The sequence below is a fragment of the Corynebacterium sp. HMSC072G08 genome (assembly GCF_001809185.1).
GTDB classification, from domain to species: Bacteria; Actinomycetota; Actinomycetes; order Mycobacteriales; family Mycobacteriaceae; genus Corynebacterium; species Corynebacterium phoceense.
The window spans coordinates 1-15,243 of record NZ_KV796451.1; the positions used below are offsets into that span (position 1 = coordinate 1).

Below are 15,243 nucleotides of genomic sequence, written 5' to 3' on the forward strand. Positions count from 1 at the left end.
GAATCAGACACGCTTTCTGCTACTTAGCCCCGAAGGCGTGAGCCAAGCCATCCTCGTCGACGTCGTCGGTGACCATCGTGGCGGCAGCCTGGACGTCTGCTGGGGCGTTGCCCATGGCGACGGAGGTGCCGCACGCGGCGAACATGGTGAGGTCGATGGCGGCGTCGCCGAAGGCGGCGGCATCGGAAGGCTGAGCATGCAGATGGTCCAGCACGGCGGCGACGGCAGATTGCTTGCTCACGCCCGCCGGCGCGAGGTCGCCAAAAAGAGCGGTGGCGCCGGCGCCGCCCCACGTGTGATTCTCCAGCTCAGGGAAGCGCTGCGCGGTCTCCTCGAAGTCCGCGTAGCTGCCCAGGATGTAGCTGATCTTATTGACGTCGTCGCGCGCCTGAAGACGCGCGAGCTGCTCGCCGAAGACCATGCCGTGGAAGGCAACGGTGACGGGCACCGGCTCACGCCCTTTGGCTGCCTGATACGCGGCCATGGGCCCCTGTGCGGCCTCCTCGAAGCCCGGGCTGGCAAAGAGCCCCGCGTTGCACTCGAGGTAGAACTCGCAGCCACGCGCGGTGAGCCAATCCACAATTTCTGCGGTCTGCTGCGCGCTGAGTGAATGCCGGTAGATTTCCGTCCCGTTGAGCTCCACGTAGCCACCATTCGCGCCCACGAGGCCGTCCACGCCCAAGTCCCACAGGAACTGCGGAATCTCCGCGCGTGAGCGACCCGTGTTGAGCAGCACGGCGTGCCCATTCGCACGGGCGGCACGCACGGCCGCCGCGGCCGACGGGGGAATTTCGTTGGAGTAGTTGACCAAGGTTCCATCGACGTCGAGGAAGATAATCATGGTTCCGAGGCTACGGAAAACGCGGAAAGTCCGGTCCTGTTTCAGGAAGGAAACAGGACCGGGCTATCCCAACCGACCCAACGGCGTCACCGCACTATCCCCGCCATTATCAGCCGGGCCGACAATGATGCCCACAATCCGCCCGTCGTCGCCGTACACGGGTGCGCCCTCAGCCCAGACACGCGTGGTGTTGGGATTGGAGCGGTGGAGGGTGACGTCGAAGGTACAGTCGGGCTCGACGTACGTGCCGGTGCTCATGCTTGCGCCCATGGTGCGCTTTTCAACATCCATGATCTGCGTGTCGGATAAGCGCCAGCCCGGCGGCTAGGCGATCACGGGGAGCTCAGAACCGTCTTCCTTGAACCACGCGATGTGCGGCGGCGAATCCATCGCCCATTCTTTCAGCCTCATGCCCAGCGCCCAGCGGGCATCCTCAATCTGATAGTCCTCGTCCGCGGCGCCGTCGAGGAGGAACTGCCAGAAGCTATTGGGGCCGGTGTCCTTAAGCCACAGCCACACGTAGTCTTCCAGCGAGTGCGCGGCAAGCAGGTCTTCCATGCCCTCGGGCACGAGCGCGCGGTCCGCGCGCACGCGATCGGCGAGGTCCGCGTCAAAGAAGTCGTAAAGGTAGTCCATCGCGGCGTCGGCCCCGGCGTACTCGAAGGCGGCAGCGGCGGCATCGGAAGGCGCATCCATGAAAGCCAGCCTAGCGGTGCTCCGCCACGAGAACCATACGGTCGACCTCGACCAAGACCTCGTCCACGATGTGTGGGTTGAGGCCGCGCTCGCCGCGCATACGCACGAGGGCCTGTTGGGCAGCGGTGTAGGCGACGCGTTGGGCCTCGGTGGCCTTCTCGCGGGCCTTCTCGATCTTCCAGGCTCGGGTGTCGGGGTTCTGCTCGTCGTCGAGCTCATCGCCCAGGCGGTCGGTGAACCAGTCGTCGATGGTGGCGGCGATCTCGGGGTCGGCGTCCGCGTAGTGGCGGCGCAAGGCGGAGAGGGCGGCCTTGCGGGCGCGCTCGGTAATCGCGGTGCGCATCTTGTCGTGTGCGGCCTCGGCCGTGGTCGTGAGATCCAGCTGGCGCATGAGCCACGGCAGGAGCAGGCCGGGAATCACCATGGTCACGAGGAGGACGGTGAGCGCGATGACGGCGAGCTCGTGGTGGAACGGGAATGCGCCGGAGGGCACGGAGAGGACCAGCGCCAGGGTGACGAGTCCGCGCATGCCGGACCACGTCATGAGCAGGACCTCCTGGAGGCGCAGGGGTGCCAGGTGCGGGCGGCCCGAGCGGCGATTAATGAGGTAAAACAGGTACATCCACACCCCGCGCACGGCAAACGCCACGAGGGAGAGGATGACGCCCACGAGGATGGAATGGAGGATATCCGCACCCACCGCGCTGATGGCGTTATTGGCTGACAGGCCGATGAGGCCGAAGGCGACGCCGGTAAAGAGCATCTCCACCGTCTCCCAGAAGCCCTGGCCGGAGAGGCGGTCCTCCGCATGAATCGGCGCGCGCGAGTGCAGCTCGATGGCCGCGATGACCACGGCGATGACGCCGGAGGCGCCGAGTTCCTCCGCTGCGATATAGGTCGCGAAAGGAATAACCCAGGTCAGTGCGTTGCGGGTTGTCGAGTCGTGGACGCCGCGAATAAACCAGGCTGCGAGCCTGCCGATGCCCCATCCCAGCGCCGTCGCCACCACCGCCGAGTAGGCAAAGTTCCCCAGGCCCTCTGCGAAAGAAAGCTCGCCCTGCGCCGTGACCGCGGCGAGCGCGAGGTGGAAGGCGACGATGGACGCGGCGTCGTTGAACAGGCCCTCGGTCTGCAGGGCGGAGATAATACGACGCGGGATGCCGACGGGCTCGGCGACGGCGTCGACGGCCACGGGGTCAGGCGGGGCGATGGCCGCGCCGATGAGGATGGCGCCGGCGATGCCAATTCCCGGCAGCAGCGCGTATGCGGTAAAGCCCACCGTGAAGGTGGTGACGACCACAAGCGCGACGGACAGCAACGCGATGGTCATCCACTGCTCGCGGATGACACCCCAGGACGTGCGGCGCGCGAGCGACCACAGCAGCGGCGGCAGGAAGATGGGCAGGATGAGCTCGGCGGGGATCTCCAGATCGGTGGGTATGCTCGGCACAAGCGCGGCGACGGTCGCGAGGATGGTGAGCAGCACCGGCCAGGGCAGTCCGATCTTGTCGCCGACAGCGGCGACAACCACCGTCAGCAGCATCAAGGCGACCAAGATCAACAGGACTTCCACGCGACACTCCCCAGTTTTCAAGTTCAAGAAACAACTCAAACCAGTGTAGGCCGCCCTACTGTCATGCGGTCGAGATTATCCTTCGAAAACGCTGGGTTCCGTGCCCAACCGCCCGAGTTCGAAGACCTCGAGGAACTCATCTGCGGAGCGCACGCCCTCGTAGCCCAGGCCTGCGGCCATCGCTTCCACGACGTCGCCCACGCTGCGGGTCTCGAGCAGCTCGCGCAGCGTCACTGCCCCGTCGCGCTTAGCCAGGCGCTTGCCCTCCGCGTTGAGCACGAGCGGCACGTGGATGTACTCGGGCACGTGTAATCCCAGGAGCGTCGCGAGGTACGCCTGCCGCGGCGCCGAAGTAAGTAGGTCGTCGCCGCGCACAACCTGGTCCACGCCCTGGAATCCGTCATCGACAACGACGGCCAGGTTGTACGCCCAGTCCGGCGCCTGGCCCCCGCGCCGCAGGATGAAGTCATCCACCTCGCCGGTGTAGTCGCCGTGCAGCGCGTCGTGCACGGTGAACTCGGAGACCTCCGCGCGCAGGCGCAACGCCGGGACCCGGCCTTGGGCGGCGAGCTCGGCGCGCTTGGAGGCACGGGCGGCACGCGAAAGCTCACGGCATGTCCCCGGGTACTGGCCCGGGATGGCATGCGGCGCGCGGGAGGCCTCCTGGATATCCTTGCGCGAACAGTAGCACTCGTAGTACGGCAGCGTCTCGAGCGCCGCCTCGTAGGCCGCGTCCCGATCGTGCTGGTAGAGCACCTCATCCCAGTCCAAGCCCAGCGTCGCGAGATCCTCGAGCTGGCGCTGCGCGGACTCCGCCGAAGAGCGCTGCGTGTCCACGTCCTCGACGCGCAGCACGAAGCGCCGCCCCGAGCCCCGCGCCGCGAGCCACGCGATGAGCGCGGTGCGCAGGTTGCCAAAGTGCAGGTCGCCGCTGGGGCTAGGGGCATAACGTCCGGCTGGTGTCATAGCTGCCCAGTCTATCGCGCGCGTTTCGCGCAGACCGCGCGCATGCGGCATAGTTGATGCTCATGACAACTCAATCGGCAACCGCAACCACGGATTCACGTGGCGAGAGCATCCGATTCATCCCGGTACAGTCCACGCTGTATCCGTGGCTGGTCACGCTCTTCGTCGTCACATTCCTCATCTCGAATATCAACGCCACGAAGGGCGTACAGCTCGGCCCGCTCATCACGGACGGCGCGTTCTTCCTCTTCCCGCTCGCCTACATCGTGGGCGACGTGCTCTCCGAGTGCTACGGCTTCAAGTCCACCCGGCGCGCCGTGGCCATCGGCTTCGCGATGGCGATCCTCGCAGCCATCGCCTTCTACATCGCGATCTGGCTGCCGGCCGCAGATTTCTATGAGGGCCAGGAGGCCTTCGCCGCCACGCTCGGACTCATGCCGCAGATCCTCGGCGCCTCGCTTGCCGGCTACGTCGTGGGCCAGCTGCTCAACTCGTTCACGCTCGTGCGCATGAAGGCCCGCTCCGGCGAGAAGGGCCTCATTAGCCGCCTTATCGCGTCCACCGTCGTGGGCGAGCTGGGCGACACGGTCATCTTCTGCGCCATCGCCGCGCCCGTCATCGGCGTCGCTACCGTTGGCGGGTTCCTCAACTACGTCATCGTGGGCTTCCTGTGGAAGACCGCCTGCGAGGTGGTCATGCTGCCCATCACGACGCAGGTCATCAAGTGGGTGAAGAAGCGCGAGGATTACGTGCCGCTTGACCGTGCCGCCTAATCTCCCGCGTCCCTTGCTCCTGGCTTCCCGCCAGGGGCTTTACTACTTTTTCGCGTAGTAACGGCCCATGAACTCGTCGCGGAAGGCCTCGTAGTAGCCGCCGTCGATGGAGGCCCGGATATTGTCGACGAGGCGAATCATGAACTCCAGGTTGTGCATGGTGCACAGCGTGCCCGCGAGGAACTCGTGAGCCTTAAGCAAGTGGTGGATGTATGCGCGCGAGTAGTTCTCCGAGACGTAGCCGCCGAACTCCTCGTCGATTCCCTTAAAGTCGCGCTTAAACTTGGCGCCCATGAGGTTGAGGCGGCCGTCGAGCGTGTACACGCCGCCGCGGCGGCCCAAGCGCGTGGGCGCAACACAGTCGAAGGTATCGGCGCCGGCCTCGATGGCGGTGAAAAGATCGTCCGGCTCAGAGATGCCGAGCAGGTGGCGCGGCTTGTCCTCCGGCAGCTCGTCGCAGACCCAGCCCACGATGGTGCCCAGGTTTTCCTTCTCCAACGCTCCGCCGATGCCGAACCCGCCGAATCCGCGCATGCCGGCGGCGACGGCGGCATCGGAAAGCTGCACGAGGCCACGGGTGGCCTGGCGGCGAAGGTCCTCGTACTGCGCGCCCTGGACCACGCCCCACAGGGACTGGCGGGGCTTTCCGGCGCGCGCGTTGGTGAGTCGGTCATGCTCGTCGAGGCAGCGTTTGGCCCAGCGGTGCGTGCGCGCGACGGATTCCTCCTGGTACTGACGAGTGTCGACGAGCGTGGTGAGCTCATCAAAGGCAAACATGATGTCCGCGCCCAGGGAGTGCTGAATCTGCATGGAGACCTCCGGCGTGAAGCGGTGCTTCGAGCCGTCAATGATGGACTTGAAGTCCACGCCGTCCTCGTCGACCTGCGCCATGCGCTCCTTCTTCGCCGCGCGGATATCGCCCTCAGTAAGGTTCGCGACGTCCATGGCGAGGACCTTCTTAAAGCCGACGCCCAGCGACATGACCTGGAATCCGCCCGAGTCCGTGTACGTGGGGCCGTGCCAGTTCTCGAACTCCGCGACGCCACCTGCCTCGTCCACGATGTCGTGGCCCGGCTGCAGGTAGAGGTGATACGCGTTGGAGAGGATGGCCTGCGCGCCCGTCTGACGGATCTGCTCCGGGGTCAGCGTCTTGACCGTCGCTTTCGTCGCCACCGGGATAAACGCCGGGGTCTGGATATCGCCGTGCGGGGTATGAATCACGCCGGTGCGGCCGTGCTTGCCGGTGCCTTCGGGCAGGCGCGTGTGCACGTCGAAGCTTAAGTCGGTATCCAGAAGTGGTTTTGTCATGAGAACCAGCGTACCGGTCGCCCGCGCGAGGAGCTGCCCGCGGTACAACAACACTGGGCTCCAGGGCTTCTTAGCAAACAAAAGACCCCCTCGCGGCCTTTCCGCTGAACGGAAGACCTCAATGCGAGGAGGAATACAAGGTCCATACTAAGACAGGTTTCCCTTGAATGCACCACCTCGCACTAGTGGCTCGTGTCTACAGGCTCTGCGGCGTGGCGGGCTTCCCACTCTTCCTCGAGCTTGGTGCCCTCGATGTCGAGGGTGGGCAGGATCTTGTCGAGCCAGCGCGGGATCCACCACGTGGCGCGGCCGGTGAGGAACATCGTTGCGGGCACGAGCGCCATGCGAATGCAGAACGCGTCGAAGAGGACGCCGGCGGCGAGCGCGAAGCCGAAGATTTTGATGAACGGCAGCGGCTGGCCAATGAACGCCACGAAGACGGCGATCATGATGATGGCAGCGGCGGTGACGACGCGGGCGCCCTGGGCGAAGCCCACGATGGTCGATTCCTCAACGGCGTTGTATTTCCCGTGGAAGGCCTGCGAGCCGCGGGGATTGCGGATGAAGTGCTCGCGCATGCGGGTGACGATGAAGACCTGATAGTCCATCGCCAAGCCGAAGGTCACGCCGATGAGGAAGATCGGCATAAACGAGATGAGCGGGCCCGGCGCAGGGACGAGGCCGGTGAGCCCGTCCTGCCAGACGAGGACCGTGACGCCGAAGGCCGCGCCGACGGAGAGCAGGAAGCCCAGGCCGGCGACGAGCGGAACGAGTAGCGAACGGAAGACCACGAGCAGCAGGAGAATGGCGAGGCCGACGACGATGGTCAGGTACGGCAGCATGGCGGCTTGGAGGCGCTCGGTGATGTCGAGCTGGACGGCGGTAAGGCCGGTCATGCCGATGTCGGCGCCAGTGGAGTCCGCGATTTCCTCGGTGGCGGTGCGCAGGGCCTGGGCCGTGCCTTCGGTACGCGCGTCAGACGGCGAGGTCTCGGGCGTGACCATGACCTGCGCGGCGGTGCCTTCGCCGTTGAGGCCCACGAGCTGCGCGTGCTTCACGCCGCCCACCTGGTTGAGCTGCGAGGCGGTGTAGAGGAAGGAGCTCAGCGTCGCCTTGTCCTGATCCGTGCCTTCGGCCTGCGCCGCCATGTACGGGGCGAGCGCCGCGGAATCCGGGTTGGCGTCCTGACCGTTAACGATGACGAGGAAGGGGCCGTTGATGCCGGGGCCGAAGCCTTCGGCCATAAGGTCGGCCGCCTTGCGCTGCGTCGTGTCTGGGTCCGAGGTCGTGTCGGTGGGCAGCGCGAGCTGCATGTGGAGCACCGGCGTGGTGAGCGCGCCGAGGCCGAGGACCACGACGGCCATGACGAGGCCCGGCATGCGCTGGACGAAGCGCACCCAACGGCTGCCCATGGTCTCGCCGTGGCGGACCCTGCCGCGACGCGTGGGGTTACCGGCGATGCCCGGGATGCGACCGGCGAAGGCCTTCTTCCCGAACAGGCCGAGTAGCGCCGGGACAAGCGTGAGCGAGACGAGCACCGCGACGGCCACGGTGCCCGCAGCCGACAGGCCCATGGCGGTGAGGAAGCCGATGTTGGCAACGAGCAGCGCGAAGAGCGCAGTGAACACTGTGGCGCCAGCGAAGACCACGGAGGAGCCGGCAGTGCCGACGGCCATACCGGCGGCATCGGCAGGCTCCATGCGGGCGCGCTCCTGCCGGTAGCGGGAGATAATAAACAGCGAGTAGTCCACGCCCACGGCCAGGCCGATCATGAGGGCGAGGACCGGGGTAATGGAGTTGAGGGTGACCCAGTGGGTGGCAATCATGACACCCATAGCGCCCAGGCCCACGCCCACGACGGCGGTGATGAGCGGCATGCCCGCAGCGACGAGCGAGCCGAAGGTGAAGACCAGAACGATGAACGCGACGGCGAGACCGATGATCTCGGACATTTCTTCGACGGCGATGGCGTCGCCGAAGCCAGCGCCGCCGCCCTCGACGGTGAGCCCCTGCTCGCGGCCGAGTTCCATCGCAGCGGTAACGACGTCCTTATCCTCCTGCTTCACGGAGTTCGCGGAGTCCGCGTCGAAGTCGAAGGTCGTGTACGCGATGGTCTCGTCCTCGTTGACCATCGCGAGGTTATCCGCGTCCGCGCGCGCGGTCTCCTCGGGCAGGCCCATGGACGTGAACTGGTCAATAACGCTCTGCTGAAGTTGTGGCGAGACCTCAAGCGGGTTGCCGAAGCGCTGGCCCTCGACGCCGAGGTTGTCCTTGATGTAGTCGACGACGTCTTGGATCGCAGCCATATTTTCCGGATCCGAAAGCTTCTCGCCCTCGGGCGCCTGGAACACAAGGTTGACGCTCGGCGCGTTGGCGAGGTTGCCCGCTTCGGGGAAGAGTTCAGACGCGCGGTGGGTGGCGTCGATGGCCGGGGTATTCGAAATGGAATACTCGCTCGTCATCGGCTTCATGAGTGTGGCCATCGCGCCGGCCGCAGCAGCGACCAGGATGAGCCACGCGATAATGACCTTCCACTTGTTCAGGAAAGACCAGCGTCCCACGCGGTACAGGAACTTAGCCATGTCGTCCTCTCTCGGTTGAAAACTCACCCAAGTGTAGCCGACACAAAAGATAAAGCCCCAACCTGCATAAACAGGTTGGGGCTCAGTGCGGTGGCGGCGGGATTTGAACCCGCGGTTGGGGATTACCCAACACTCGCTTTCGAGGCGAGCACCTTCGGCCGCTCGGACACGCCACCGCGAAACAGCTTAAAGCAGACCTAGGGCCCGAACAAAATCACTAGCCCCGCGGGCGCGTCCGTCACTGCGGTGTGGTTGCGGTTTAGTCTTCTGTAGCGTCCTTCACAGCGGCGATGGAGTCATCGACCTTTTCCTTTACGGCGTCCTTGGCGTCCTCAAACTTCTGCTTGACGCCTGCCTTGGCCTGGTCCGCCTTACCCTCGTTCTCGAGGGATTCATTATCCGTGGCCTGACCAAACTTCTCCTTGGCAGAACCGAGTACTTCGTCTTTCTTGTTCTCAAAATCGCTCATATCCCCACCCTAACGGCGTGACACAGCTGTGTGGGTTACAACGACGTAACGATTGAGCGCAGGTCGCCGAAGAAGCCGCGCAGCAGCTCGGCGCATTCGTCCTCGAGGACGCCGCCGCGGACCTGTGGGACGTGTAGGGCACCCGGGGCGCGAGGAACCTCGAGGAGGGAGCCGCAGGCGCCGGTGCGTGGTTCCCACGCGCCGAAGACAATGGAGCCGACGCGCGCACCGACGAGGGCGCCAGCGCACATGGCGCAGGGCTCGAGGGTGACGACGAGCTCGCAATCGGTGAGCCGCCATCCATCATTGCTTTTCGCCGCAGCGCCAGCCGTGGCAGCGCGGATGGCTTCGACCTCCGCGTGGGCGGTGGGGTCCTGGCGCTGCTCGCGGCGGTTAACGCCGGTGGCAAGCTCGCGGCCGTCGGGGCCGTAGATAACCGCGCCGACGGGCACGTCACCGGCGGGAGTAGTGCGCGCGACCGCGAGGGCACGGCGCATGCGTTCCTCGGCGCGGGCGAGACCGGATTCGCGGGGCAGGACGCGCTCGGGCTGGTCGGGCGCGGCGGGGGTGCTAGAGATCGAGGGCATCTTCCAGCTCGTCGCCGAAGCCCAGCTCGCCCGCGATGCGCAGCAGCATGTCCGAGGGATAGTCCTCGTCATTGTCGATGATGGCCTCGATTTGATACTCGTCCATGCCGAGGTCGGCCAGGATGTCGAAGTCGCCGTCGCCGAAGGGGTCCGCGTCATCGAGGTCTTCCGGGGCAATATCGGGGATCTCAAGGTCGCGCAACTCCAGGAAACCTGCCGCGAAATCATCATCGACGGCCATGGTGGCATCGGAAAGCAACATGCGCACATCGCCCGGAACCGGGCGGACGATGACGAAGTAGTCATCGTCGACGCACAGCAGCGCAAACGCTGCGCCCTCGCTGCGCAGCGCACGCACTGCGGCGATGGACGTCTGGGGGTCTTCAAAATCATCCGCGAAGGAACGGACAACCCAGGCACCCTCGCTGCGCGCGACCGTCACGGCGAAGGAGAGCAATTCATCCTGACTCATACCTCGTCAGGTTAGTCGGGTTGTGCCATGATTGTCATGTGAATCCTTATACCGTCTCCCGCCCTGTCTGCATTATTGGCCTCGGCCTCATCGGCGGCTCGCTGCTGCGCGATCTGACCGCACGCGAACATGCCGTATTCGGCTATAACCACTCCACCTCCGGCGCCCGCCGCGCCGCTAAGCAGGGCTTTGACGTCACCAATGACCTGCCCGGCGTTCTCGCCCGCGCAGAGAAAAAAGGCGCACTCATCGTCCTCGCCGTGCCTTTCGAGGCCGTCGCCTCCGTCCTCGACGCCATCGTGGAGCACGCCCCTACGTGCGGCATCACGGACGTCGTGTCCGTGAAGACCCAGGTCTACGATCTGGTCAAGGAACGCGGCCTCGAGTCCCGTTACGTGGGCGGCCACCCCATGGCCGGCACCTCCCAGTCCGGCTGGGATAACTCGCAGCGCGGTCTCTTCGCCGGTGCGGCGTGGGCCGTGACCTATGACTACGCCCTGGAGGTGGAGAAGCTGCCTCAGTCCTGGATCGACCTCTTCGCCGACGTCGTGCGCCTCGCCGCCATGGCCAAGGCCGAGGCCATGCCGGTGCGGGTCGCCCCGCATGACGAAGCCGTCGCGCGCGTGAGCCACTTGCCGCACGTCATCGCCGAGTCCCTCGCCGTCGTCGGCGACCACGGCGGAATCCTCTCCCAGTCGCTGGCTGCCGGCTCCTTCAAGGACGCCACCCGCGTGGCGGGCACCCGACCGGAGCTCGTGCAGCAGATGTGTGAGACCAACTCCGCGGCCGTGGTCAAGGCGCTCGACGAGTTCCTGAACTACGTCACCGCCGCGCGCGACGCGCTGGCCTCGGACAACCCCACCATCGCGGACCTCGCGGAGGCTGGCTATGCCGCCCGCACCCGCCTCGAAGCGCGCACCGGCGCCCGCAAGGAGTCCGTCTCCCCCGTGAAGATTTCTTCCCGCCCCGTCCTGCGCCTGTCCCCCGGCTCCCACGGCTGGGTCTCCCAGCTGCGTCAGGCCGAGTCCATGGGTGGACGTATCGAGGTCTTCTAGCTCCCTGGCGTTAGATTCCCAACACGGACTTGGCAATGAGGAAGTAAATAATAAGGCCGGTCGCGTCGCAGAAAGTCGAGATAAACGGGTTGGAGAAGACTGCTGGGTCCGCTCCCACCTTCTTCGCGACCAGCGGCATGAGTCCGCCCACGGAGGCAGACATCGTGCACACCAAGAACAGCGTGGTTCCGATGACCGTGCCGATCTTCACGTCATAGACCAGGGTCGCAAGGATAAAGCCCACAGTGCCCAGCACGGCGCCAAGCACCATGCCAATACGCAACTCGCGCCACAACACGCCCCACAAGTCACGGTCGCGCACATCGCCCATCGCGAGAGCTCGCGTCACCGTGGTGGCAGCCTGATTGCCCGTATTGCCGCCGGTGCCGGTGAGCAGCGGAATAAACAAGGACAGCACCACCGCGGCTGCAAGTGCTTCCTCAAACATGGCCAGCACCTGCACGGTGAGCAGCGCGGAGACCGCCAACACCAGCAGCCAGACAATGCGCGACTTCACCAGCTTCATGAGCGGCGTAGACAGATACGGTTGATGCAGTGGATTCGTACCACCCGCACGCGCGGTGTCCTCGTTATCTGCTTCTTCCTGGATATCCATAGCGTCATCCCAGGCGAGCAGTCCCACCAGGCGCCCCGAGGCATCCACGATGGGCAGCGCCAGGAAGTCCAGCGGCAGGAACCAACGCGCGACCTCCTCCGCATCATCCGTGGCCATCGCAAACACTGCCTCCCGCATGAGCTCACCTAGCGGGGTTGTATCCGGCGCCTGGAATACTTCACGGAAACTCACCACGCCCACCAGCCGGCGGTCCGCCTCCACGATGGGCAGCGTGTAGATCGTCTCCAAGTCCTGCGCGGTCTCTTTAAGTTGCGCCAGCGCTGCAGCCGCAGTCATCTCCGGATGCAGCGTGGGCACCTCCGGCGACATGCGGCGGCCCACTGAGCCCTTCTCATAGCCCAACACCACGCCCGTAATGTCACGGTCCGGTTTATTAAGCGAGCGCAACAGGCGGTCCGCAATTTCCACGGGCAGCTCATCGAGCAGCGCCACGCGGTCCTCGGGCTCAAGTGCATCGAAGTACTCGAAGACCTCGGCGTTGCCCAACTCATCGATAACGTCCGCCTGCTGGGCGAAGTCCATGGCGTCGAATACCTCGATGGCTTTGCGCCGCGGCAGCAGGCGCAGTACCAGCGCCGCGCGCACCGCATTGCAACGCTCCACAATGGCGATGACATCCCGAATGGGCAGACCCGTGGCCAAGGTCTTGAGCTCCTGTGCCTGACCGGGGTCGAGTTCATCCTCGCTGCGCAGCATAACCTCGAGCTTGTCTACGTTGTCGAGAACCTGCTGTTCGTTATTCATGCGCACCACCGTTTATCACCGCGAACTAATCGCCCTCACCTTACCCCGCGTTAGTAGTTAGTCACGAAAGTTATCATCACGCTTCTTGCGCGCGTAATTCTTCTGCCGGTCCTCGCGTCCTACGAGCGGCACGACAGCCAGCCCCACGACTATGCCTGCAAGCAGCCACCAGAACGTTCCCGTGGCAATCCACATAATGCCGCCCAGCACGGCGCCACCGATGAGGCCCGGGGTCCACTTGTTCATTGCTCGTCTCCTTCTGCCCGCCGGGCACGCCTGTTGGCTTTATCCTAATGCCCCATGCTTTTACCCGACGGCGCTGGGCCACCAGCATAAGACCCGTCATTATTGAACACGGCGGGCACTATCGGGCGCACTAGCCTCATTTTCAGCGTCACACTCCTGATAACGCGCCCGAAATATAAGCGCCCCTACCCCCACGCTGCAGCACGGGCGGATGGAACACGAAGAAACCCGCTAGCCTTGCGGCCAGCGGGTTTGTACTGTGCGCCCGGAGGGATTCGAACCCCCAACCTTCTGATCCGTAGTCAGATGCTCTATCCGTTGAGCTACGGGCGCTAACCATTGCCTCGAGCGGTTGGTGCTCTCTGTGCAACGAGGAATAACTATACCCACGGCTTTGAATTGTGACAAATCGCCAGGCCAGTCAATGTTTTTACCTGCTGTTTACCCGGGTCAGACCATACGCAATGCCCCGCACGAGGCGGGGCATTCGCAGAAAGAGAAAGTGATTAAGCAGTGAGGCCAAAGACCGGGATGGCGATGAAGTAGACGGTGAGTGTGATGAGCACGGTACCGATGATGTTGAGCCAAATACCGCCCTTGATCATGTCGCCAATCTTCACGTGGCCAGAGCCGTACGCAATGGCGTTCGGCGGGGTGGCGACGGGGAGCATGAACGCACAGGTGGCGGCGAGTGCGACCGGGATGCAGAGCACGAGGACATTGATGTCGCCGTTCGCCGTGAGGCCAATACCCACGGCGACGCCGCCCATAATCGGCAGGAAGGTCGCGGCGGTTGCGGTATTTGAGGTGATTTCCGTCAGGAAGAGGACCAAGAAGGCAATCGCGGCGATGAGCAGGATGACGGGCAGGGAGCCCAGGCCCTTGGCCAGCTCACCAATCCACAGGGACAGGCCGGAGTTATTGAACATCGCGGACAGAGACAGGCCGCCGCCGAAGAGGAGGAGGACGTCCCACGGCATGTCATTGGCCGTCTTCCAGTCAAGCAGGCGCACGCCGGACTTGAAGTTGGCCGGCAGGATGAAGAGGATGAGGCCAGCGGCGATACCTACGATGGCATCGTCGTAGCCGGACTCCTTATCAAGGAAGAACGGGAGAGCAACCCATGCGACAGCGGCGCACAGGAAGATGATGGCGGTGGCGATCTGCGGGCCGGTCCACGGACCCATGGCCTTGATTTCGTCGTTGATGAGCTCCTTGCCGCCCGGGATACGATCCATCTCCGGCTTGAAGATGGTCACGAGCAGGAACCAGGCGATGAAGAGGAAGACGATGGCAATCGGCATGCCGACGATCATCCACTTGCCGAAGCTCAGGTCGATGTCATGCGACTCACGCATGTAGCCAGCGAGCAGGGCGTTCGGCGGAGTACCGATGAGCGTGCCCAGGGAGCCGATGGACGCAGCGTAGGCGATGCCGAGCATGAGCGCGGTCGCGAACTTCTTCTGGTTAGCCATGCCGCCGACCGTGTCAGCGGTAAGCGTCAGGACGGACATGCCAATAGGCAGCATGACCACGGCGGTCGCGGTGTTGGACACCCACATGGACAGGAAGCCCGTGGCAAGCATGAAGCCGAGCACGAGGCGCTTCGGCGACGTACCAACGACCTTGACAACGGCAAGCGCCATGCGGCGGTGGACATTCCAACGCTGGAGGGCCAGCGCGATAAGGAAGCCACCCATGAACAGGAAGATGGTCGAGGACGCGTACGGCGAGCCGACTTCCTTAATCGTGCCCACGCCAGCCAGCGGGAAGACGACGAGCGGGATAAGGGCGGTGGCGGCCAACGGAATGGCCTCGGTCATCCACCATGCGCCCATGAGGACGGTAACGGCGGCGACGGCGCGCAGGCCTTCAAGCGTGTAGGTCTCCTCCGGGTCAGCTCCGGAAGACTGCATCACAGTCTCCACGGCGTTGGACGGGAAAAAGAACCAAATGAGTGCGGCAAGAACAAGACCGACAATGAGGCCGGTGAATTCACGGCGCCATTCGAAAGTGCCGAGGGGCTTGTCGTCTTCGCCCTCGGCATGGGCGCTCGATGGGTGCGTTTGCGGGGTGGTCATGATGCTCCTGGAAATGAGATACACGGCGGCGTTCACCGCGAGAGACACGCATTACCATAAACCACGCACTAGGGTCGGGGCCACATCGTGCCACCCCCACGTCAACCCCACGGCGGGCCGTTAGTCCGCCAGCCGAGCCGCGATTGCGGCCCCCAATTCGGAGGTAGTCGCGGTGCCGCCCATATCGGCTCTTCCGGTTTTAGAGTGCATTGA

General features: G+C 64.5%; 15 protein-coding genes and 2 tRNA genes. 2 read left to right on the forward strand and 15 right to left on the reverse strand.

Annotation, left to right across the window (positions count from 1 at the left end):
• Nucleotides 1-19: 19 nt before the first annotated feature.
• The 5 genes from HMPREF2559_RS09975 to gluQRS form a co-directional block, all read right to left on the reverse strand.
• Entirely contained in the window at nt 20-841 is an 822-nt protein-coding gene (locus HMPREF2559_RS09975) for a Cof-type HAD-IIB family hydrolase (protein ID WP_070540585.1), read from the reverse strand.
• A gap of 63 nt (nt 842-904) precedes the next feature.
• Nucleotides 905-1,132, reverse strand: coding sequence for a hypothetical protein (locus HMPREF2559_RS09980; protein WP_141681470.1), 228 nt, complete (start codon nt 1,130-1,132; stop codon nt 905-907).
• Between the two features lie 33 nt (nt 1,133-1,165).
• The gene (locus tag HMPREF2559_RS09985) at nt 1,166-1,537 is read right to left on the reverse strand and encodes a hypothetical protein (RefSeq protein WP_066486018.1); all 372 of its coding nucleotides are present in this window, start codon (nt 1,535-1,537) and stop codon (nt 1,166-1,168) included.
• Between the two features lie 10 nt (nt 1,538-1,547).
• A complete protein-coding gene (locus HMPREF2559_RS09990; protein WP_066486016.1) occupies nt 1,548-3,110 on the reverse strand; it encodes a cation:proton antiporter in 1,563 nt (520 codons plus the stop codon).
• Nucleotides 3,111-3,185: 75 nt separating this feature from the next.
• Nucleotides 3,186-4,076, reverse strand: a complete 891-nt coding sequence (gluQRS, locus tag HMPREF2559_RS09995; RefSeq protein WP_066486013.1) for a tRNA glutamyl-Q(34) synthetase GluQRS — start codon at nt 4,074-4,076, stop codon at nt 3,186-3,188.
• 62 nt (nt 4,077-4,138) lie between these two features.
• Between gluQRS and HMPREF2559_RS10000 the strand changes: the two genes are divergently transcribed.
• The gene (locus HMPREF2559_RS10000) at nt 4,139-4,849 is read left to right on the forward strand and encodes a queuosine precursor transporter (protein WP_066486096.1); all 711 of its coding nucleotides are present in this window, start codon (nt 4,139-4,141) and stop codon (nt 4,847-4,849) included.
• Nucleotides 4,850-4,891: 42 nt separating this feature from the next.
• Here HMPREF2559_RS10000 and tgt read toward each other — a convergent pair whose 3' ends face one another.
• From tgt to HMPREF2559_RS10030, 6 genes are all read right to left on the reverse strand, one after another.
• The gene (gene tgt, locus HMPREF2559_RS10005) at nt 4,892-6,157 is read right to left on the reverse strand and encodes a tRNA guanosine(34) transglycosylase Tgt (RefSeq protein ID WP_066486088.1); all 1,266 of its coding nucleotides are present in this window, start codon (nt 6,155-6,157) and stop codon (nt 4,892-4,894) included.
• 182 nt (nt 6,158-6,339) lie between these two features.
• Nucleotides 6,340-8,739 (reverse strand): MMPL family transporter, encoded by a 2,400-nt coding sequence (locus tag HMPREF2559_RS10010; RefSeq protein WP_066486007.1) that lies wholly within the window; start codon nt 8,737-8,739, stop codon nt 6,340-6,342.
• A gap of 88 nt (nt 8,740-8,827) precedes the next feature.
• Nucleotides 8,828-8,915 (reverse strand) — tRNA-Ser (locus HMPREF2559_RS10015).
• A gap of 83 nt (nt 8,916-8,998) precedes the next feature.
• On the reverse strand, nt 8,999-9,208 hold the full coding sequence (locus tag HMPREF2559_RS10020; protein ID WP_066486004.1) for a CsbD family protein: 210 nt from the start codon (nt 9,206-9,208) through the stop codon (nt 8,999-9,001).
• Between the two features lie 35 nt (nt 9,209-9,243).
• A complete protein-coding gene (locus HMPREF2559_RS10025; protein ID WP_066486076.1) occupies nt 9,244-9,705 on the reverse strand; it encodes a nucleoside deaminase in 462 nt (153 codons plus the stop codon).
• Between the two features lie 73 nt (nt 9,706-9,778).
• Nucleotides 9,779-10,267 (reverse strand): tRNA adenosine deaminase-associated protein, encoded by a 489-nt coding sequence (locus tag HMPREF2559_RS10030; protein ID WP_066486001.1) that lies wholly within the window; start codon nt 10,265-10,267, stop codon nt 9,779-9,781.
• A 38-nt stretch (nt 10,268-10,305) separates the two neighbouring features.
• Here HMPREF2559_RS10030 and HMPREF2559_RS10035 point away from each other — a divergent pair, with 38 nt between their 5' ends.
• On the forward strand, nt 10,306-11,322 hold the full coding sequence (locus HMPREF2559_RS10035) for a prephenate dehydrogenase (RefSeq protein ID WP_066485998.1): 1,017 nt from the start codon (nt 10,306-10,308) through the stop codon (nt 11,320-11,322).
• A 10-nt stretch (nt 11,323-11,332) separates the two neighbouring features.
• On the opposite strand, the gene mgtE is transcribed toward HMPREF2559_RS10035, so the two are convergent.
• From mgtE to HMPREF2559_RS10055, 4 genes are all read right to left on the reverse strand, one after another.
• Nucleotides 11,333-12,703 (reverse strand): magnesium transporter, encoded by a 1,371-nt coding sequence (gene mgtE, locus HMPREF2559_RS10040; protein ID WP_070540591.1) that lies wholly within the window; start codon nt 12,701-12,703, stop codon nt 11,333-11,335.
• Nucleotides 12,704-12,760: 57 nt separating this feature from the next.
• Nucleotides 12,761-12,949 carry a hypothetical protein gene (locus tag HMPREF2559_RS10045; protein WP_066485986.1) on the reverse strand — a complete coding sequence of 63 codons (189 nt, stop codon included), beginning with the start codon at nt 12,947-12,949 and terminating at the stop codon, nt 12,761-12,763.
• A gap of 260 nt (nt 12,950-13,209) precedes the next feature.
• Nucleotides 13,210-13,282: transfer RNA gene (locus HMPREF2559_RS10050), tRNA-Arg, on the reverse strand.
• Between the two features lie 173 nt (nt 13,283-13,455).
• Nucleotides 13,456-15,030 carry an SLC13 family permease gene (locus HMPREF2559_RS10055; protein WP_070540589.1) on the reverse strand — a complete coding sequence of 525 codons (1,575 nt, stop codon included), beginning with the start codon at nt 15,028-15,030 and terminating at the stop codon, nt 13,456-13,458.
• Nucleotides 15,031-15,243: the final 213 nt, after the last annotated feature.